Origin of the sequence: Parasphingopyxis algicola, assembly GCF_013378075.1 — a bacterium.
Classification (GTDB): Bacteria; Pseudomonadota; Alphaproteobacteria; order Sphingomonadales; family Sphingomonadaceae; genus Parasphingopyxis; species Parasphingopyxis algicola.
In genome coordinates, this window is the sequence record NZ_CP051131.1 from 2,332,105 (window position 1) to 2,349,778 (window position 17,674).

Annotated in this window: 20 protein-coding genes; 5 read left to right on the forward strand and 15 right to left on the reverse strand. The window is 64.9% G+C overall.

Going from position 1 to position 17,674, the window contains the following annotated elements; translation table 11 throughout:
- Positions 1 to 30: 30 nt before the first annotated feature.
- Complete coding sequence (locus HFP57_RS11490; RefSeq protein WP_425500711.1) at positions 31 to 534, reverse strand: outer membrane protein assembly factor BamE; 504 nt, start codon at positions 532 to 534, stop codon at positions 31 to 33.
- 118 nt (positions 535 to 652) lie between these two features.
- Here HFP57_RS11490 and HFP57_RS11495 point away from each other — a divergent pair, with 118 nt between their 5' ends.
- Entirely contained in the window at positions 653 to 1,180 is a 528-nt protein-coding gene (locus HFP57_RS11495) for a ubiquinol-cytochrome C chaperone family protein (protein WP_176869895.1), read from the forward strand.
- Positions 1,177 to 1,716, forward strand: a complete 540-nt coding sequence (locus HFP57_RS11500; protein WP_176869896.1) for a YceD family protein — start codon at positions 1,177 to 1,179, stop codon at positions 1,714 to 1,716. Before HFP57_RS11495 ends, HFP57_RS11500 begins: the two co-directional genes overlap by 4 nt.
- A gap of 16 nt (positions 1,717 to 1,732) precedes the next feature.
- On the opposite strand, the gene ssb is transcribed toward HFP57_RS11500, so the two are convergent.
- From ssb to HFP57_RS11520, 4 genes are all read right to left on the reverse strand, one after another.
- Positions 1,733 to 2,230 carry a single-stranded DNA-binding protein gene (gene ssb / locus HFP57_RS11505; protein ID WP_176869897.1) on the reverse strand — a complete coding sequence of 166 codons (498 nt, stop codon included), beginning with the start codon at positions 2,228 to 2,230 and terminating at the stop codon, positions 1,733 to 1,735.
- A 126-nt stretch (positions 2,231 to 2,356) separates the two neighbouring features.
- Entirely contained in the window at positions 2,357 to 4,225 is a 1,869-nt protein-coding gene (gene feoB, locus HFP57_RS11510) for a ferrous iron transporter B (protein WP_176869898.1), read from the reverse strand.
- The gene (locus tag HFP57_RS11515) at positions 4,222 to 4,473 is read right to left on the reverse strand and encodes a FeoA family protein (protein WP_176869899.1); all 252 of its coding nucleotides are present in this window, start codon (positions 4,471 to 4,473) and stop codon (positions 4,222 to 4,224) included. Before HFP57_RS11515 ends, feoB begins: the two co-directional genes overlap by 4 nt.
- A 75-nt stretch (positions 4,474 to 4,548) precedes the next feature.
- A complete protein-coding gene (locus HFP57_RS11520) occupies positions 4,549 to 5,214 on the reverse strand; it encodes a COQ9 family protein (protein ID WP_176869900.1) in 666 nt (221 codons plus the stop codon).
- Between the two features lie 134 nt (positions 5,215 to 5,348).
- Between HFP57_RS11520 and HFP57_RS11525 the strand changes: the two genes are divergently transcribed.
- From HFP57_RS11525 to HFP57_RS11535, 3 genes are all read left to right on the forward strand, one after another.
- Positions 5,349 to 5,930: a urate hydroxylase PuuD gene (locus tag HFP57_RS11525; protein WP_176869901.1), complete on the forward strand. Its 582-nt coding sequence runs from the start codon at positions 5,349 to 5,351 to the stop codon at positions 5,928 to 5,930.
- A gap of 154 nt (positions 5,931 to 6,084) precedes the next feature.
- Positions 6,085 to 7,179, forward strand: a complete 1,095-nt coding sequence (locus HFP57_RS11530) for an alkene reductase (RefSeq protein WP_176869902.1) — start codon at positions 6,085 to 6,087, stop codon at positions 7,177 to 7,179.
- 13 nt (positions 7,180 to 7,192) lie between these two features.
- Positions 7,193 to 7,636, forward strand: a complete 444-nt coding sequence (locus tag HFP57_RS11535) for a DUF4440 domain-containing protein (protein WP_176869903.1) — start codon at positions 7,193 to 7,195, stop codon at positions 7,634 to 7,636.
- A 19-nt stretch (positions 7,637 to 7,655) separates the two neighbouring features.
- Here the strand turns inward: HFP57_RS11535 and ribH are convergent, their stop codons facing one another.
- From ribH to HFP57_RS11585, 10 genes are all read right to left on the reverse strand, one after another.
- Positions 7,656 to 8,084 carry a 6,7-dimethyl-8-ribityllumazine synthase gene (gene ribH / locus HFP57_RS11540; RefSeq protein ID WP_176871284.1) on the reverse strand — a complete coding sequence of 143 codons (429 nt, stop codon included), beginning with the start codon at positions 8,082 to 8,084 and terminating at the stop codon, positions 7,656 to 7,658.
- On the reverse strand, positions 8,084 to 9,370 hold the full coding sequence (gene ribB, locus HFP57_RS11545) for a 3,4-dihydroxy-2-butanone-4-phosphate synthase (protein ID WP_176869904.1): 1,287 nt from the start codon (positions 9,368 to 9,370) through the stop codon (positions 8,084 to 8,086). Before ribB ends, ribH begins: the two co-directional genes overlap by 1 nt.
- Before the next feature lie 56 nt (positions 9,371 to 9,426).
- On the reverse strand, positions 9,427 to 10,023 hold the full coding sequence (locus HFP57_RS11550) for a riboflavin synthase (protein WP_176869905.1): 597 nt from the start codon (positions 10,021 to 10,023) through the stop codon (positions 9,427 to 9,429).
- Positions 10,023 to 11,006 carry a bifunctional diaminohydroxyphosphoribosylaminopyrimidine deaminase/5-amino-6-(5-phosphoribosylamino)uracil reductase RibD gene (gene ribD / locus HFP57_RS11555; RefSeq protein WP_176869906.1) on the reverse strand — a complete coding sequence of 328 codons (984 nt, stop codon included), beginning with the start codon at positions 11,004 to 11,006 and terminating at the stop codon, positions 10,023 to 10,025. The genes HFP57_RS11550 and ribD overlap by 1 nt, the downstream gene beginning before the upstream one ends.
- 10 nt (positions 11,007 to 11,016) lie before the next feature.
- Positions 11,017 to 11,448, reverse strand: a complete 432-nt coding sequence (locus HFP57_RS11560) for a hypothetical protein (RefSeq protein ID WP_176869907.1) — start codon at positions 11,446 to 11,448, stop codon at positions 11,017 to 11,019.
- Between the two features lie 62 nt (positions 11,449 to 11,510).
- Positions 11,511 to 12,158 (reverse strand): energy transducer TonB, encoded by a 648-nt coding sequence (locus HFP57_RS11565; protein WP_176869908.1) that lies wholly within the window; start codon positions 12,156 to 12,158, stop codon positions 11,511 to 11,513.
- A 118-nt stretch (positions 12,159 to 12,276) separates the two neighbouring features.
- Positions 12,277 to 13,182, reverse strand: coding sequence for an acyl-CoA thioesterase (locus tag HFP57_RS11570; protein WP_425500712.1), 906 nt, complete (start codon positions 13,180 to 13,182; stop codon positions 12,277 to 12,279).
- Positions 13,183 to 13,284: 102 nt separating this feature from the next.
- Entirely contained in the window at positions 13,285 to 14,565 is a 1,281-nt protein-coding gene (locus HFP57_RS11575; protein ID WP_176869909.1) for a serine hydrolase domain-containing protein, read from the reverse strand.
- An 81-nt stretch (positions 14,566 to 14,646) separates the two neighbouring features.
- Positions 14,647 to 15,978 carry a glutamate--tRNA ligase gene (gene gltX, locus HFP57_RS11580; RefSeq protein ID WP_176869910.1) on the reverse strand — a complete coding sequence of 444 codons (1,332 nt, stop codon included), beginning with the start codon at positions 15,976 to 15,978 and terminating at the stop codon, positions 14,647 to 14,649.
- Positions 15,979 to 15,981: 3 nt separating this feature from the next.
- The gene (locus HFP57_RS11585; protein WP_176869911.1) at positions 15,982 to 17,646 is read right to left on the reverse strand and encodes an NAD+ synthase; all 1,665 of its coding nucleotides are present in this window, start codon (positions 17,644 to 17,646) and stop codon (positions 15,982 to 15,984) included.
- Positions 17,647 to 17,674 lie beyond the last annotated feature (28 nt).

The following is a 17,674-nucleotide window of genomic DNA, read 5'->3' on the forward strand; positions in this document are numbered from 1 at the left end:
GCCGAACGGCCGGAAGAATAGATCCGCCGGCTATCCGCCAGGATTGTCGGCCGTGCCGCCGCTCTGGCTGACGCTGCCGACGCGGCCGATATTGCCGAACAGTTCGTCGAAAAAGCCGCGACTGCGGCCGAGGGTCGGTGTTTCGTCGCCCGAGGGGCTGATCGAGGCGACCTGTTCCATCCCGATCCGGTCGACGGTCGCGACATTGCCGTCGCCGCCAAATCGCACGGCGAGGACCGTCTGGTCCACGGGGCGCGGCCGGGCGAACGCCAGCTGGCGCGTGTCGCGCGAAACATAATACCAAGTCGGCGTTTCGCCGGCCGTGGTGAACTGGCTGGTAAAGGTCGGACGCCCGAGCGTCGCCTGGACGGAGGCGCGATTGTCGACGCCCGGCTGGACGGATTCAATCAGGATCGGTTCGCCGAGATAGCCCTGATGCGTGCGAATTCGAGCGCATCCGCTCGTGAAGAGGCTCGTCGCGAGCAGCGCCGCGGTGCCTGCGACCAGCGGCATATGCCGCATTTTCCGGGCCATTTCAGTCTCCTTACGCGCAACGCCCGTACAGCCGGCATTGCAACTTGATCGATCGCGCTCAATATGCGGAAGGCGACCCGGATAGCAAGGCCGCATCGAAGGAGCGATACCCGACGCCATGTCCCTTTTAGACCGGCTCTTCAACCGTAACCGTCCGCGCGAGGCGATGATTCCGCTCTATCGGAGGATCGTGGAACATGGCCGCGATCCCCAATGGTACACCCAGGGCGGTGTGCCGGACACCAAGGACGGCCGGTTCGACATGATCGCGGCGATCCTTGCCCTGGTGCTGTTGCGGCTCGAAGGCGACGGCGAAGCCTATGCCGCCCAGAGCGCGTTGCTCGCCGAACTGTTCGTCGAAGACATGGACGGCCAGCTGCGCGAACTCGGGATCGGCGATATCGTCGTCGGCAAGCATATCGGCAAGATGATGGGCGCGCTCGGCGGGAGGCTGGCCGCCTATCGTTCGGGCTTCTCGCCGGACGGCGACACGCATGATGCGCTCGCCCGTAACCTGTATCGCGGGGAACCGCCCGGCGATTCCGAACTCGCCTACACCGCCAGCCGTCTCGATAGCTTCGGCACCGATCTCGCCGCCGAACCGGCCGAGGCGATCATCGCGGGCAAGTTGCCGGACCTCAGATGAGCGTGAATCCCGAATTTTCACGCCGGATCGCGATCGACACGATCGGCGCGGGGGCGGCCACCCACGAAATCGAGGCCGATGCAAATGAACGGGCGGCGCTGGCCGAACGATTCGATCTCCAGGCGCTTCCGACGCTTTCCGCCCGCGCCGAGATCCGCCGCGAAGGCGCGGACATTTTTGCTCGGGGCGAGGTGTATGCGGACGTAACGCAACGCTGCGTCGTCACGGGCGAACCGGTAACCGACCGGATCGAAGCGGATTTCGACCTGCGCTTCGTGCCCGAAGACCTGCCTGTCGGCGCGGAGGAAATCGAACTCAGCGCGGACGAATGCGAGACCATGATCTATACGGACGGCGCCATCGATCTCGGCGAGGCCGCGGCGCAGACCATGGCACTGGCCCTCGATCCCTTTCCGCGCAGCGCGAATGCCGAGGCGGCGCTGCGCGCGGCGGGGGTTATCAGCGAGGAAGAAGCGGGTCCGTTCGGCACGCTCAAGGCCCTTCGCGATCAGCTCTCGGAGAAACGCGGTGACTAGGCTTTGCGCCCAACCCCTAAAAGGGGACGTCGTCGTCGAGATCGTCGTCGAACGCGCCGCCGGCTGGTTTCGAACCTGAAGACTGGCCGCCGCCATATCCCCCGTCATTGTCCGAAGGCCCGTCATTCCAGCCGCCGGAACCGCCGCTGCCCCCGCCACCATCGCGGCCGTCGAGCATGGTCATACTGCCGTTGAAACCGTCGATCACGACCTCGGTCGAATAGCGGTCGTTGCCGGACTGGTCCTGCCATTTGCGGGTGCGCAGCTGGCCTTCGATATAGACCTTGCTGCCCTTGCGCAGATAGCGTTCGGCGACATTGGCGAGTCCTTCCGAAAAGATCGCAACGCTGTGCCATTCCGTACGCTCCCGGCGCTCGCCGGTCTGCTTGTCCTTCCAGCTCTCCGACGTCGCGATCCTCAGATTGCAGACCTTGCCGCCGTTGCTGAACGTCCGCGTCTCCGGGTCGCGCCCCAGATTGCCGATCAGGATTACCTTGTTGACGCTGCCCGCCATGTCTTGTCTCCCAGAATTCCGTATCGCCGAATCTCTGCGGCGTCTCTTCGCCCCCGGCTTAGAAAACGGGCCGGGTTTCGACAAGCGCAGGCCGAATGCGATGTGGGTAGTATTAGCCGAAGCGCGTCAGAGCCCGAGCGCGACCGCCGTCCAATAGGTGGCGCCCGCCGCCAGATAGGCGAGCACGAACAAGTAGAGGAGCATGAAGCCCGGCCATCGCCAGCTGTTCGTTTCCCGCCGCGTCACGGCGATCGTCGACAGGCATTGGGGCGCGAAGACGAACCAGGCGAGAAAGGCGAGCGCGGTCGGCAGGGTCCAGCGGCTCTGGAGCTGCTGGGTCAGCGACTGTTCGGCCTGGACCTCGTCGCTCTCGTCGATCGAATAGGTCGTCGCCAGCGCCGACACGGCGACCTCGCGCGCCGCCATGGCGGGGATCAGCGCCAGCGAGATTTCCTCGTTGAACCCGATCGGCGCCATTACGACGTGCAGCCCGTCGGCGACGCGCCCGGCAATCGAATATTCGGTCTGGCTGAGCGGGCTGTCTTCGGGCGCCTGCGGAAAGGACAGCAGTGCCCAGAGCGCAATCGTCGTGACGAAGATGATCGTACCGGCGCGCTTGAGGAAAATCCAGGCGCGCTGCCACAGGCCGAGTACCAGATCGCGCAGCATGGGCAGCTGGTATTTGGGCATCTCCATGATGAAGCTCGCCGAGCTGCCCTTGGCGACGGTGCGGCGCAATACGAACGCTGCCCCCATCGCGCCGACGATACCGGCGATATAGAGCGCAAACAGCACGACGCCCTGCAATCCGATACCAGGGCCGATACTGTTGTTCGGGATGAAAGCGGCGATGATAATCGCATAGACCGGCAGCCGGGCCGAGCAGGTCATCAGCGGGGCGATGAGAATCGTGGTCAGCCGGTCCTTGGGATCGGCGATCGTCCGCGTCGCCATTATCCCGGGAATAGCGCAGGCGAAGGAAGAAAGCAGGGGAATGAAAGACGAACCCGAAAGGCCGAAGCGCGCCATCAACCGGTCCATCAGAAAGGCCGCCCGGGTCATATATCCTGTCGCCTCAAGCAACAGGATGAAGAAGAAGAGGATCAGGATCTGCGGCAGGAAGACGAGGACCGATCCAACGCCGTTGATCACCCCGTCGATCAGGAAGGATTTGAAATATCCGTCGGCGAGCGTCCCGTCGGCCCCGCTCGTCAGCCAGCCCTGGGCGGCCTCGATCCAACCCATCGGCGCTTCCGACCAGGCGAACACGGCCTGGAACATCACGAACAACAGGCCGGCGAGGAGTAAAGGCCCGAAAAAGGGATGCAGCGCCACTGCATCGATACGCTGGTTGAATTTCCGCGCCGGCGTCTCGCTGACGATCGCCCGTCGCGCGATCGCCCGCGCGCGCCTGGCATCGAGCGTGAAGTCGAATTCATCGCCGTCGCCGCGGCCGGCCTGGATTTCGCGAAGATTGGCGCCCGTCACCTTACCGCCAATCGCGTCCTTGAGCTCGGCTATCCCGCGCCGCCGGACCGCAACTGTCGGCACGACCGGCACGCCCAGTTCCCGTGCGAGCGCGACGGGATCGATCTCGAGCCCGTCGCGTCGGGCAAGATCCACCATGTTGAGCGCCACGACGACGGGCAGGCCCAGTGCGATCAGCTGCAGCGTGAAGCGCAGATGGTTTTCGAGATTGGCGGCGTCGACGACGACGACCAGCGCGTCGGGCAGGCGCTCGCCGGCCTGCGCGCCGGTGACCACGTCCCGTGTGACCTCCTCGTCGGGGCTCGACGGATCGAGGCTGTAGGCGCCGGGGAGATCGATCAGTTCGACCGGGCGGCCGTCGGGCAGCGCGAGCCGTCCCGCGTGCCGCTCCACCGTCACGCCCGGATAATTGCCGATTTTCTGGCGCGCGCCGGTCAGCGCGTTGAACAGAGCGCTTTTGCCGGCATTGGGATTGCCGACGAGCGCGACCAGCGGAATGGATGTCATGAGACCGGTACTTCGACCTCGATCGCCGATGCATGGGCGCGGCGCACCGCGATCGTCATCCGGCCGACCTTGCAGGCGATGGGATCCCGTCCGAACGGCGCGCGGTGCAGCGGTTTGACGGTGACACCTTCGTCGAAGCCCAGTTCGCGCAACCTCTTGGCGTCGGCGGGCGACAGGGCCGACCAGTTGATTGCCGCAATAAGGGCGGATTGGCGCAGGGGCAGGTCGTCAAGACTCACGAGAATCATCCCATCGAACGGTTAGCTGCGATTGATTATCAATATCGGAAAGAAAAAGCCAGCCGTCTGTGCCGCGCGCACGGATTATCGTCCCGGATAGCGCAACCGCCCGAGAAAGCGCGTGGCGCTGAACCGGCGATCAGGGTCGCCGCGCAGCTTTTTCTTGAGCTTTTCGAACTGGGCGACATTGCCGAGCCGCCGATCGAGAAAGGCGACCGTTTCGGCTTCGCCTTCGCTTTCATCGTCGATCCAGACCATGATGGTCGAACCATAGACGCCGGCGAGGATCGTGCGCTTGCTATAGTGGTTGAAATCGGTCGCCGTGTCGCCGGCCAGCCGCCACATCGCATCGGCCGACCGCCAGCCGAGCTTTCCAGCAAGGGGGACATTTTGCGGCATGGCGAGGATCGCGATCGCCCGGCGCAGCGCCTCCTTGTGCGGCCGGACGATATCGAGCCGTTCGAGAATCGCCGCACGGATCCGTTTGTGGACCGGCATGGCCGCCAGTTCTTGGGCCGAAAAGGATGACGCCATTTCCGTATCGACATGGGCGAACCAGGCATCGATCATGTCGGTCGCGCCTTTGGGAAAAGCGAGCTTTGCCGCGCCCGGATCGGCTCCGGCATCGTGCGCCGCGCGTTCGACGGCTTCCTCCGTCCACCCGTCGAACGCGGCATGTCCGGCAATGATCGGCGCCAGATGCGAACGGATTTCGTCGAGAGTCGGATCGTCGGGAAGCGGAGCGGCCATGCGCTCATATATAGACCGTCGGCAAACAAGGCCAAGGCCTGTGCATCGCCCTTGGTGACAGATTCCGGCGCTTTTGCTATCTCTCGCGCCAGCGGGCTCAGGGCTAGGGCCCGACAAGGAATAGGGGACGCGAAATGGCTAAGTTTTTCGGAAATCTGAATGCCGTGCTGGTCGCGGGATTGGTGGTTCTGATCGTTATCATGTTCGGGCTGCACAGTGCCGTGCTCGGCGAATCAATCTATCTCAACCAGCTTTTCCGCTATCTGCACGTGCTGTGCGGCATCATGTGGATCGGCCTGCTTTACTATTTGAATTTCGTGCAGGTGCCGGCCATGCCCAGCATTCCGGACGAACATAAGCCGGCGATATCGGGTCATATCGCGCCCAGGGTCCTGTTCTGGTTCCGCTGGGCGGCGGCATTTACCGTGCTGACCGGCCTGATCGTCGCGCATCTTTCCGGCTATCTCGTCGAGGCGCTGACGTTTCAGACCGGTGTGGTGCTGATCGGCATCGGCATGTGGATGGCGCTGATCATGGCGTTCAACGTCTGGTTCATCATCTGGCCGGCGCAGAAGAAGATACTCGGTATCGTCGAGGCAAGCGCCGACGAAAAAGCGGCTGCGGCGCCGCGGGCGCTGATCGCGTCGCGGACCAACACGCTGCTCTCGATCCCCATGCTCTATTGCATGGTCACGCAGAACGCGCTGGGCGTCTGAATAGCTATCGGGCGGCGGTTCCGGCCGCCGCCCGTTCGCTACCGGCCCACTCCCTTCCTTTAGACAGCATTAGAAAAGTTTGGGCGTTTGCCACTGGCCGAACCAGCCGCATCCCCTATGTTTCGTCCTGACGACAATTAGGGGACTTCTCTACATGCCAACGCTTTTCGATCCGATCTCGCTCGGGGCCATCGAGGCGCCCAACCGCATCCTGATGGCGCCGCTGACGCGCGGCCGCGCCTCGCCCGGCCATGTCGCCAACGACCTCATGGCGACCTATTATACGCAGCGCGCGGCCGCGGGGCTGGTCATTACCGAAGCGACGGGAATCAGCCGGCAGGGCCTTGGCTGGCCCGCCGCACCCGGCGTCTGGACCGAAGCACAGGTCGAGGGCTGGAAACAGACGACCGCGGGTGTCCATGAGGCCGGCGGGCGGATCATTCTCCAGATGTGGCACATGGGCCGGCTCGTCCATCCTGATTATCTCGACGGCGAGCCGCCGGTGTCCGCGTCCGCCACCACCGCACCCGGCCATGCCTATACGCCGACCGGCAAGAAGGACTACGAACAGGCGCGCGCCCTGCGGCTCGACGAGATACCGGGCCTGCTCGACGATTACGCAAAGGCGACGCGCAACGCGCTGGAGGCGGGTTTCGACGGCGTCCAGATTCACGCCGCCAACGGCTATCTGATCGACCAGTTCCTGCGCGACGGTTCAAACCTGCGCGACGACGAATATGGCGGCTCGCCCGACAACCGGACGCGCCTGCTCGCCGAAGTGGCCGAAGCGGTTATCCGGGAAGCCGGGGCCGACCGGACGTCCGTGCGGCTATCGCCCAACGGCGAAACCCAGGGCGTCGACGACAGCGACCCGGAAAGCGTTTTCCCGCTCGCCGCGGAAAAGCTTAATGATCTCGGTATCGGCTTTCTCGAACTGCGCGAGCCCGGCCCGGACGGCACCTTCGGCCGGACCGACGTGCCGAAACTGTCGCCGCTGATCCGCAAGGCGTTCACGGGACCGTTGGTGCTGAACTCCGACTATGGAAGCGAAGACGGCCAGGCTGCGCTCGACGCGGGCGCGGCCGATGCGATCAGCTTTGGCCGGCCCTTCCTCGCCAATCCCGATCTGCCGCACCGGTTCCGCGCGGGCCTGCCGCTCAACGAGAGCAATATGGCAACCTGGTACACGCCGGGCCCGGAAGGCTATACCGACTATCCGTTCGCCGAAGAGGCGGTGGCGGCCGAATAGGGAGTTGGCCCGAATGGCGGACTCAGGCGATATCACGCTGGAGATGATCGAAGCGGAGATCGTTGCCGTGCACGACTTCATCGCCGTCTGGTTTCGCGGCGAGGCCGACCGTTCGTCTTTCGATCGCACGCTGCGCCGGCGCCTTGCCCCCGACATGATCAATATCCAGCCATCTGGCGAGGTCTTGAGCGCATCTACACTGCTCGCCGGGCTCAAGCACGGGTTCGGCGCCAATCCCGATTTCCGGATCGAGATTTCTGACGTGGCCATCCTTCGTACGATAGATAGTCCTGCCGGAGCCGTCGTTCTGGCGATCTATACCGAGCACCAGTTCGGCGCGCGCAACACCGATCCGCCCGACAACGACCGGCGATCGACGGTGATGCTGCGCCGCGCGCACGATGCCGACGGTTTCGAATGGCTTCACATTCACGAGACGGGCCTGACCAAAGCCTGACCCGCCGGATGGCGCCCGCTTATCCGCGCGCCGCCATCTGCTGACCGAGATCGAACAGCGCGATGGCCGCCTTGGCCGCCTCTCCGCCCTTGTCCTTGCGATCGGGCCGGGCGCGGACTTCGGCCTGATCGCTATTCTCGACGGTCAGGATACCATTGCCGATAGCAACGCCATCCATGGTCAGTGCCATCAGGCCCCGCGCGCTTTCGCCGGCGACGATCTCGAAATGATAGGTTTCGCCGCGGATCACGACGCCGATCGCGACGAACCCGTCATAGCGCCCACTTTCCGCCGCCATCGCAACCGCGCCCGGTATCTCGAGCGCGCCGGGAACGGTGATCACGTCATGGCTATGCCCGGCCGCCTCGAGCGCCGCCTCGGCTCCCTCGACCAGCCAGTCATTATACTGCTCGTAAAACCGCGCTTCGACGATCAGGAAATTGGCCATCATTCGCCTCCGACATCGATCGCGCGCTCACCGACGATCGACAGCCCATAGGCGTCGAGCCCGACCAGGCTGTGATGCGTATTGGTCAGCAGGATCATCTCATGGACGCCGAGTTCGGTGAGGATCTGTGCGCCGACGCCATAGTCGCGCAACTCCTCCATATCGGGCCGCTCCTGGCCGGTTTTGAGCAGCAGCGCCTTGGTGAACGCGCCCTGCATCGTGCGGTTGATGACGACGACGACGCCCGCGCCCTCCTCGCCGATAATCTCCATCGAGCGCGAGAGCATCTGGCCGCGCGCGCCCTCCTCGCCGAACACATCGGTAAAGGCCGAGAGCGCGTGCATGCGCACCAGGGTCGGCTTTTCGGGATCGACTCTGCCCTTGACGAGCGCGACCTGCTCGGTGCCTGTCGCCTTGTTGTAAAAGGTCATCGCGGTCCAGTCGCCGCCCCAGCGGCTGGTGAACGGGGCCTCGGCCTTTTTCTCGACCAAGTGATCGTGCCGGCGGCGATAGGCGATCAGATCCCGGATCGTCCCGATCTTCAGGTTATGGAGCTGGGCGAAGGCGAGCAGATCACCCATGCGCGCCATCGTCCCGTCTTCGTTCATGATCTCGCAGATCACGCCGGAGGGGTTGAGGCCCGCGAGCCGCGCGATATCGACCGCCGCTTCGGTGTGGCCCGCCCGCACCAGCACGCCGCCGGGCCGCGCGACCAATGGAAATACGTGGCCCGGCGTCACGATCTCGTCCTTTCCTTTGGACGCGTCGATCGCGACCGAAACCGTCCGCGCCCGGTCGGCCGCGGAAATCCCGGTGGTAACGCCGTCGCGCGCTTCGATCGAGACGGTGAACGCCGTCTCGTGCCGCGTGCCGTTGTGGCGGCTCATCAGGTCGAGCCCGAGTTCCTCTGTCCGCTCCTTGGTCATCGCGAGACAGATCAGTCCGCGGCCATATTTGGCCATGAAATTGATCGCGTCGGGCGTCGCCATCTGCGCGGGAATGACGAGATCGCCCTCATTTTCGCGATCCTCGTCATCGACGAGGATGAACATGCGGCCGTTGCGCGCCGCCTCGATAATCTCTTCGGGGCTGGCCAGCGCTTCGCCGCCGCCGGTCACCAGATAGCGCTCGAGCTTGAGCAGGGTCTCGGCGGTCGGATTCCAATCGTCATCGTCGAGCTTGCGCAGCGAGTTGGGATGGAGGCCGGCCGCCTTGGCGAGGCCCGCCTTGCTGGCCTCGCCGGAAGCCACAAGGGTGCGGATGTTTTCGATGAGCGGTGTAGACATGACCGCCGATTAACACACTGCAATGTGATCGACAACTATCCAATCACACAGGGATGTTATTTGCTCGTCATCCTTGCCAGATAGCGGGCCAGTATGTCGATTTCGATGTTCAGCGGCTGCCTGGCCTCGACGGCGTCGAATGTGGTGACTTCTGCGGTATGCGGGATCAGGTTGATGGTGAAATGGCAGCCTTTATCGGTATCGCTTACGGTGTTGACCGTCAACGAGACGCCGTCGAGCGTGATCGAACCCTTGGGCGCGATAAGCTTCGCCAGTTCGTCCGGCGCATGGATCGCGAGTTCCGTCGAATCGCCGACCGGCTCGGCAGACACGATTTCGCCGATGCCGTCGACATGGCCGGTGACGATATGGCCGCCCATTTCGTCGCCCAGCTTGAGCGACCGTTCGAGATTGAGCCGCGCACCGGCATTCCACTGCCCGGGCGCTGTCCGGGACACGGTTTCCGTTGAGACGTCGACGGCAAACCAGTCCTCGCCCTTGTCGACCACCGTGAGGCAGACGCCTGAACAGGCGATCGAGGCGCCAAGCTCGACGCTCGCCATGTCGTAGCCGCAGCGAATTTTCAGGCGCAGGTCGCCGCGCTGCTCGGCCTCGGCGATCGTGCCGATATCGGTGATGATTCCGGTAAACATCAGGCGCGCTCGTAGACCTCCAGCCGGTCCTTGCCAAGCATCCGCGTTTCGATAAGCCGCCATCGGCCATGCGCGTCGTCAAGCTGCGCGAGCCCGATATCGCCGAGCGCGCTCAACCCGGAACCGATGAGGATCGGCGCGCGATAGAGAATGAGCCGGTCGACGAGATCGGCCGCGACAAAGGCGGCCGCCGCGCCGGCCCCGCCCTCGACGAGAACATGGTCGGTATTGACGAGGTCGGCGATCGCCTCCGGGCTGGCGAGATGCTGCCAGACGGGATTGTCGGCCCGCAGCTGAAGCCTGGCGAAATTGCCGTACTCGCTCGTCAGCACAGCGCGGCCCGGCGTACGCTCGCCGAGACCGTCGAGCCGGACATTGAGGGTCGGGGAATCACTCGCCGCCGTTCCCCGGCCGACCACCACCATATCGGCCAGCGCCCGCTCGACATGGGCGTGCGCGCGCGCCTCCGGCCCCGTGATCCACTGGCTGGTTCCGTCCGGGAGCGCCACCTGCCCGTCGAGCGATGTCGCCAGCTTGAGCGTGACATGCGGCCGACCCTTTTCCCGGCGCGCGAAAAAACCCGCCATCGCGCGCCGCGCGTCGCCGGAAAACACATTTTCCACGACTTCGATTCCCGCATTGCGCAGTTTTTGGACGCCGGCGCCGTCGGTGCGCGGATCGGGATCACCGGCGGCGACGATCACCCGGCCGGGCGCCGATTCGACGAGGAGGTCCGCGCAGGCCGGGCCACGCTCGCTCTCATGGGCGCAGGGCTCCAGCGTCACATAGACATCGGCGCCGCGGATATCCGTGTTTCGGGCATCGGCGCCGTCCAGCGCCATCGCCTCGGCATGCGGCCGGCCGCCGGGCTGCGTCCAGCCGCGCGAGACGACCCGGCCTTCGCGGACGATCACGCAGCCGACATTGGGGTTGGGAGCCGTGCGGCCCCGGCCGCGCCAGGAGAGCGCCAGCGCTGCCGCCATAAACCGCCGGTCAGCGGGCGTCAGTTTCGATCTCCAGCGTCACGCCATCGATCGCCTCGCCGGGGCGGAGCAGGTTGCGACGGTTTTCCTCGGTGATTCGATCCGCCTCGGCCGCGGCCTCCCGATCATATTCCACGCCGCTGCCTTCGGCGAGCTGCTGAAACCGTTGGCGGGACAGCGCGCGGCGCTCGTTTTCCCGGAGCGCCAAAATCCGCTGCCGCTCGATGATTTCCTCGTCGGTCCGGTCCGAACCCCACACTTCCACATAGGTAATGATGGGCTCGGTCGGCAGGATATCGGTTTCGCTGTCGATCGCGAACGTGCCGATTATCACTGTGGGAATCGCGATCGCGAAAATCAGCGCAACCCAGTTATGCCGCTCGCGGCGCGCGAAGAAAGACGCGACATCCTTTACAATCACACGAGGTTTGGGCGGCAGCATGACCATCGCCTCCAGATAGGCGATCTCCCGGCGCAGCGCCAGAGGCTGCCGCCGCCGACGCCTCAGCTTATGCGAAACTCGACTGTATGCCGCTGCCAGCTTTCGACCGGAACGCCGTCGCGCGTCGCGGGCTCGAACCGCCAGCGGCGAAGCGCATGGCGCTGCGTCGCTTCGCAAAAGGCCGGATGCGTCGCGTTGACCGGTTCAGCCGCCATTACCCGGCCATTGGGCGCAATCCGCACCCGGATCGTGCAACTGCCTTCCAGGTCCTGGCGAAGGAGGTTGGACGGGTAGCGCGGCTGGAGCGCGGCGAGCGCGGATCGCGTAAAAACCGCCTCTTCGTATATCGGATCGGGAACCGTTGGCACCGGCGTTGCGGGCGGCGACGGGGTGCTGGACAAGGGCGGATCGCTTACCGTCACCGGTGTTCTTGGCAGATCGATGCCCGTTTCGGTCGCCGCCGGAATATTCGGCAATTCGACTTCCGGCTCGACCGGTTCGACGCGCTCGATCGGTTCGGGAGGCGGATTGGTCGGAACCGTGTAGGTCTTGATGACCTCGCCCGTCGGATCGAACGGGATGACACCCGATTTGGCGAGCAGGGCCAAGGCGATGGCGGCGCCATGCAGGCCGATAACCAGCGCGAGCCCCGACGAACTGTGGCGCGACTGACCGAGATAGCCGGATTGGTGGGATGTATGTCGTGTCATGTTCCTCTCCCAAGACGTCTGACAATAACGTTATGTTACACCATATCATTCAAAAAAGCCAGCCAGCCGAGGGCCGGCCCCTCCCGCCCATGGCATCATCGCATGTGGAACGCGCCGGCTACTGGCAACGCAGCCGCATCAGCCCTTCCTGCGCGGCGCTGGCTACGAGCCGCCCATCCTGGGTGAAGATCTGCCCCCGATTGAAGCCGCGCGCATGGCCGCTCCAGGGCGCGTCGGTCGCATAGAGCAGCCATTCGTCGGCGCGGAAATCCTCGTGCAGCCAGAGCGAATGATCGAGGCTGGCCATTTGCAGCGGATCGCGCATCCAGCTGATCCCGTGCTTCAACGTGCTCGTGCCGAGCAGGCTCATGTCCGACGCATAGGAGAGGATCGCCTGGTGCAGGCGCCGATCGTCGCCGATCGGGGCGACCGCGCGGAACCAGGTATAGCTGAAGGGTTCGGACTTTTGCGGCTTGGCCGGATTGCGGCGCTCGACCGGGCGCAGTTCGATCGACCGCTGGCGCAGCATCCGCTTGCGAAACGGTTCGGGGATGAGCTCGATATTCTCGCGCCAGTAATCGGCCTCGCTCTGCAAATTTTCCGGTCCCGGAACGTCCGGCATGGCGAACTGGTGCGCGAGACCGTCCTCCGGCCGCTGGTAATTCGCCGCCATGTTGAGGATCGGTTTGCCGCGTTGCAAAGCGATGATCCGCCGCGTCGAAAAGCTCCGCCCGTCCCGGTCGCGCTCGATCCGGTAGATGATCGGATAATTCTCGTTCCCCGGCCGCATGAAATAGGCGTGCAGCGAATGGGCGAGCAGTTCGTCGTCGACCGAATGGTTGGCCGCAACCAGTGCCTGCGCGATCACCTGCCCGCCGAACACGCGGCCGACGCCGCCGGGCAACCGCGGCCCGCGATAGAGATCGGTGTCGAGTTCCTCGACCGTCAGCAGATCGCACAGTTTCGCAACCAGCTCTTCGGGCGTCTTCAGCCCCTTGCCGAGCGCGTCTTCGTCTTTTTCCAAGTTGAACCCTTTTCGACTGTCGTGCCGTCTTCGGTCAGCGTTCCGCGCAATTCAAGCCCGAACGCACATCCTTCCCGGCGAGGCACGCACTCCGCAATCCCGCTAGCCATGCAGATCGGCATAGACCGAACCGAGAACCCCGGCGCGGAACGGCGTGATCTCGCTCGGCAGGTTCTGGACATAGCCCGACGCGCGCAGATTGTTGGCGCGGTCGACCCAGGCGATAGTGCCCGCCGCGCCGCCCCAGCCGAAAGTGCCGACGCCCTCGCCGGCCGCGCCGGGTTCGATCGTCACGCGGCCGCCGGCGCCGAAACCCGACTCATAATACATTGCCGTCTTGTCGATCTCGGGTGGCAGCAGGTCCGACATGGCGAGCCTTGCCGTTTCGGTCTCCATGATCCGGACATCGCCCAGCGCGCCCTCGCCAAGCAGCATGGTGAGAAAGCGATCATAGTCGCGCGCGCTCGAAACCAGCCCCGCCCCGCCATAGGGATAGCGCGGCGGCTGCGCATAGACCGAGCCCCGTGCCGGATCGACCTGGACCACCTCGCCCTCGCGCAAGGTGTAGCTCGCCGTCATCCGGCCTTCCTTTTCCGCGGGAATGTGGAAGAATGTGTCGGCCATGCCGAGCGGCCCGAAAAGCCGCTGCTGGAGGAAAGCGTCGAACGCCATGCCCGATGCGATCTCGATGACCCGGCCGAGCAGGTCGATCGACACCGAATAGCTCCACTTGGTGCCGGGGTCGGCAATGATCGGCAAGGTCGCCAGCCGGTCGGCAAACTCCGCGAGGCTCGACGGGCGGCGGGCAACGACCTCCGGATCCTCGTGCATGATCACGCCCGGCTCGAGCCCCAGGCGTTGATATTCGGCCAGCAGCGGCCCGGTCGTGACGATCGTGTAGCCGAGCCCCGCCGTATGGGTCAGCAGGTGCCGGATCGTGATCGGACCGCTCGACGCCCGGGTGTCGAGGCTGTTGGCCGGATCGGTCAGGACGCGCGGCTCGGCGAAGCCCGGAAGGAAATCGGCGATGTTCTGGTCGAGCCCGATCGCACCATCTTCGACGAGCATCATCGTCGCGATGCCCGTGACGGGTTTGGTCATCGAATAGATGCGCCAGAGCGTGCCGGCATCGACGGCGACATCGCTATCGAGCGCTACCGTGCCATCGGCGAAATAGGTCGGGGCGTCCTGCCCGGTTCCCAGTGCAATCAGCGCGCCCGGGACGAAATGCTCGGACACGAACCGCGGCACGAACGACGCGACGGACGGCCAGGCCGGCGCGCCGTCCAACGCCGCCAGCGCCCGGGCGGGCAGCGTGGAAAGCGCAAGTCCGCCCCCCAGTCCTCCCAGAAAATGCCGCCGATCGATCCTGAAGTCGCCCATCCCTTTTCCCCCTATTGGTTTTGCTTTGAAACCAGCTTTGCCGGACCGTGCGGTTTTGGCAAGCGCGGCGGGTGTAAGAATTTATTGGCGGCGGGACAGCCGGGCGATCGCGCGATCCCTGCCGATCAGCGGGAGCAGCGCCGCCATTTCCGGCCCCTGGTCCCGGCCGGTCAGCGCCTGGCGCAGCGGCAGGAACAGCGCCTTGCCCTTGCGGCCGGTCTGTTCCTTGAGTTGGCCGGTCAGGGATTTCCACGCCGTATCCGACCAGTCCAGGCCGGCCGCAGCCTCGGCCGCCCGATCGAGATAGGCCGCGGTGTCGGCATCGAAATCGACCGGATCGACCGGCCCTTCGACGACATGCCACCAATCGGCTGCCTCGGCGACGGTGCCGAGATTGGGCCGGATCGCCTCCCAGCCGTCGGCGCCCATGCCCTCGGGCAGCCGGTCGGCCACCGTTTCGAAATCGAGCTGATGGACGATCTTGGCGTTGAGCGTTTTCAGTTCTTCGCTGTCGAAGCGCGCCGGTGCGCGGCCGAACCGGTCGAAATCGAAACTCTCGATCAGCGGCGCGGCGTCGGTAAAGGGCTCGACGGGATCGCTCGTGCCGATCCGCGCGAGCAGGGCGATAACCGCCATCGGCTCGAGGCCTTCGTCCCGGAATGCCTCGACGCCGAGCGACCCCAGCCGCTTGGAGAGCTTGCCTTCGCTGCCGACGAGCAGTGCCTCATGCGCGAAGGTCGGCGGCGCAACGCCCATCGCGTCGAACATCTGGATCTGCAGGCCGGTATTCGTCACATGGTCCTCGCCGCGCACGACATGGGTGACGTTCATATCGATATCGTCGATCGTCGAGGGCAGCATGTAGAGCCAGCTTCCGTCCTCGCGCCGGATCACGGGGTCGGAGAGCAGCGCAGGATCGAAATGCTGCGGCCCGCGGATCAGATCGTCCCACTCGATCGGCGTTTCATGATCGAGCCTGAAACGCCAGTGCGGCGTGCGGCCTTCGGCCTCGAAATCGGCGATCTGCCGGTCGGTCAGGTCGAGCGCGGCGCGGTCATAGATGGGCGGCTTGCCGCGCCCGAGCAGGATCTTGCGCTTGAGTTCGAGCTCCTGCGCGGTCTCATAGGCCGGATAGATGCGCCCTGCCGCGCGCAGTTTTTCGAACGCCGTCTCGTAGCGGTCGAAGCGGGCGGACTGGCGCTCCTCGCCGTCGATATCGAGGCCGAGCCAGCCGAGATCGGCCCGGATCGCCTCGACATACTCCTCTTTCGACCGTTCGCTATCGGTATCGTCGAGCCGCAGCAAGAAGCGCCCGCCCCGCTTGCGCGCCCAGAGCCAGTTGTGAAGCGCGGTGCGGATATTGCCGACATGGAGGCGGCCGGTCGGCGAGGGAGCGAAGCGGGTGATGGTCATCGATTAGTGCGTCCGAAACGCGTTGGTGATCGGATAGCGGCGGTCGCGGCCGAAATTGCGGACGCCGATCTTGACGCCCGGCGGGGCCTGACGGCGTTTATATTCGGCGATGTAGAGCAGCCGCTCGATCCGCGCGACGGTCTCGCGCTCGAAGCCCCGTTCGACCAGCGTATCAATGCCGACTTCCTCCTCGACGAGCCCCTTGAGGATCGGATCGAGCACGTCATAGGGCGGCAAGGAATCGCTGTCCTTCTGGTCGGGGCGCAATTCGGCGGAGGGCGGCTTGGTGATAACCTGTTCGGGCATCACGGGTCCGTCCGGGCCCATGGCGAGGCTTGGCCGCGTTGCATTGCGAAAGCGCGACAGATCGAACACCGTCGTCTTGTAGGCGTCCTTCAGCACCGAATAGCCGCCCGCCATATCGCCATAGATGGTCGCGTAACCGACCGCCATTTCGGACTTGTTGCCGGTGGTCAGCAGCATGTGGCCGAACTTGTTGGAGAGCGCCATCAGGGTGACGCCGCGGATACGCGACTGGATATTCTCTTCGGTGATGTCGACCTCTGCGTCGGCGAAACTGTCGGAGAGCATCACATCGAAGCCTTCGACCGCCGGCATGATCGGAATCGTGTCGAGCTTGCAGCCGAGCAGGCGCGCACAACCGGCAGCATCGTCGAGGCTTTCCTGGCTCGTGAAGCGCGAGGGCATCATCACGCACCAGACCCGGTCGGCGCCCAAGGCATCGACCGCGATGGCGGCGGAGAGCGCGCTGTCGATCCCGCCGGACAGGCCGAGCACGACGCCCGGGAAACGGTTGCGGTTCACATAGTCGCGCAGGCCGAAGAGCATCGCATGGTAGATGTCCGCCGGATGGTCATCGAGGTCGTGCTGCGGGCCGTCCGTGCAGGCCCAACCCCCATTTCCCTTGGCGCCCTGCTTCTCCCAGACCGTCGTCGCGATCTCCTCCTCCCAGTCGGCGAACTGCCAGGCGATCTCGCCATCCTTGTTGAGGATGAAGGACGAGCCGTCGAACACGATCTCGTCCTGCCCGCCGACGCGATTGAGATAGGCGAGCGGCAACCCGGTATCGGCGACGCGACCGCGCGCGAGCGCCAGCCGGATATCGTCCTTCTCGACCTCGTACGGGCTGCCGTTCGGAACGATAAACAGTTCGGCGCCGCGCGACGCGAGATGCGCGCACACCCCGTCGACCCAGATATCCTCGCAGATCGGCACGCCAATCTTCACACCGCGAAAATCGATCGGATCGGGCAGGGGTCCGGGCTTGAACAGGCGCAGCTCGTCGAACGTGCCGTAATTGGGCAGCCGATGCTTGCGGACGACCGCCGCGATCTTCCCGCCGTCGAGCAACGCCATCGCATTGTGGAGATCGCCGTCCTCGACGATCGCCGTGCCGACGAGCATCGCCGGTCCGCCGCCCGCCGTCGCCTCGGCCATCCGCTCCAGTTCGGCACGCGCCCGCGCGATCAGCGCCGGCTTGAGCACCAGATCCTCTGGCGGATAGCCAATCAGCTGCAGCTCGGGAAAGACGATCAGATCGGCGTCGGGGCAGTCCGCGCGCGCGCCGAGCATCGCATCGGCATTGCCGGGAAGATCGCCCATCACCTGATTGAGCTGCGCAAAGGCTATCTTTAGGGAGGTGGTCATCCCGCGCTCTTTATGGATGTTGCGCGCG

Bases quoted from the DNA above. Each gene is read 5' to 3' on its own strand.
- HFP57_RS11490 (WP_425500711.1), bottom strand. From the start codon at position 534: ATGGCCCGGAAAATGCGGCATATGCCGCTGGTCGCAGGCACCGCGGCG.
- HFP57_RS11495 (WP_176869895.1), top strand. From the start codon at position 653: ATGTCCCTTTTAGACCGGCTCTTCAACCGTAACCGTCCGCGCGAGGCG.
- HFP57_RS11500 (WP_176869896.1), top strand. From the start codon at position 1,177: ATGAGCGTGAATCCCGAATTTTCACGCCGGATCGCGATCGACACGATC.
- ssb (WP_176869897.1), bottom strand. From the start codon at position 2,230: ATGGCGGGCAGCGTCAACAAGGTAATCCTGATCGGCAATCTGGGGCGC.
- feoB (WP_176869898.1), bottom strand. From the start codon at position 4,225: ATGACATCCATTCCGCTGGTCGCGCTCGTCGGCAATCCCAATGCCGGC.
- HFP57_RS11515 (WP_176869899.1), bottom strand. From the start codon at position 4,473: ATGATTCTCGTGAGTCTTGACGACCTGCCCCTGCGCCAATCCGCCCTT.
- HFP57_RS11520 (WP_176869900.1), bottom strand. From the start codon at position 5,214: ATGGCCGCTCCGCTTCCCGACGATCCGACTCTCGACGAAATCCGTTCG.
- HFP57_RS11525 (WP_176869901.1), top strand. From the start codon at position 5,349: ATGGCTAAGTTTTTCGGAAATCTGAATGCCGTGCTGGTCGCGGGATTG.
- HFP57_RS11530 (WP_176869902.1), top strand. From the start codon at position 6,085: ATGCCAACGCTTTTCGATCCGATCTCGCTCGGGGCCATCGAGGCGCCC.
- HFP57_RS11535 (WP_176869903.1), top strand. From the start codon at position 7,193: ATGGCGGACTCAGGCGATATCACGCTGGAGATGATCGAAGCGGAGATC.
- ribH (WP_176871284.1), bottom strand. From the start codon at position 8,084: ATGGCCAATTTCCTGATCGTCGAAGCGCGGTTTTACGAGCAGTATAAT.
- ribB (WP_176869904.1), bottom strand. From the start codon at position 9,370: ATGTCTACACCGCTCATCGAAAACATCCGCACCCTTGTGGCTTCCGGC.
- HFP57_RS11550 (WP_176869905.1), bottom strand. From the start codon at position 10,023: ATGTTTACCGGAATCATCACCGATATCGGCACGATCGCCGAGGCCGAG.
- ribD (WP_176869906.1), bottom strand. From the start codon at position 11,006: ATGGCGGCAGCGCTGGCGCTCTCCTGGCGCGGCCGGGGCCGCACGGCT.
- HFP57_RS11560 (WP_176869907.1), bottom strand. From the start codon at position 11,448: ATGCTGCCGCCCAAACCTCGTGTGATTGTAAAGGATGTCGCGTCTTTC.
- HFP57_RS11565 (WP_176869908.1), bottom strand. From the start codon at position 12,158: ATGACACGACATACATCCCACCAATCCGGCTATCTCGGTCAGTCGCGC.
- HFP57_RS11575 (WP_176869909.1), bottom strand. From the start codon at position 14,565: ATGGGCGACTTCAGGATCGATCGGCGGCATTTTCTGGGAGGACTGGGG.
- gltX (WP_176869910.1), bottom strand. From the start codon at position 15,978: ATGACCATCACCCGCTTCGCTCCCTCGCCGACCGGCCGCCTCCATGTC.
- HFP57_RS11585 (WP_176869911.1), bottom strand. From the start codon at position 17,646: ATGACCACCTCCCTAAAGATAGCCTTTGCGCAGCTCAATCAGGTGATG.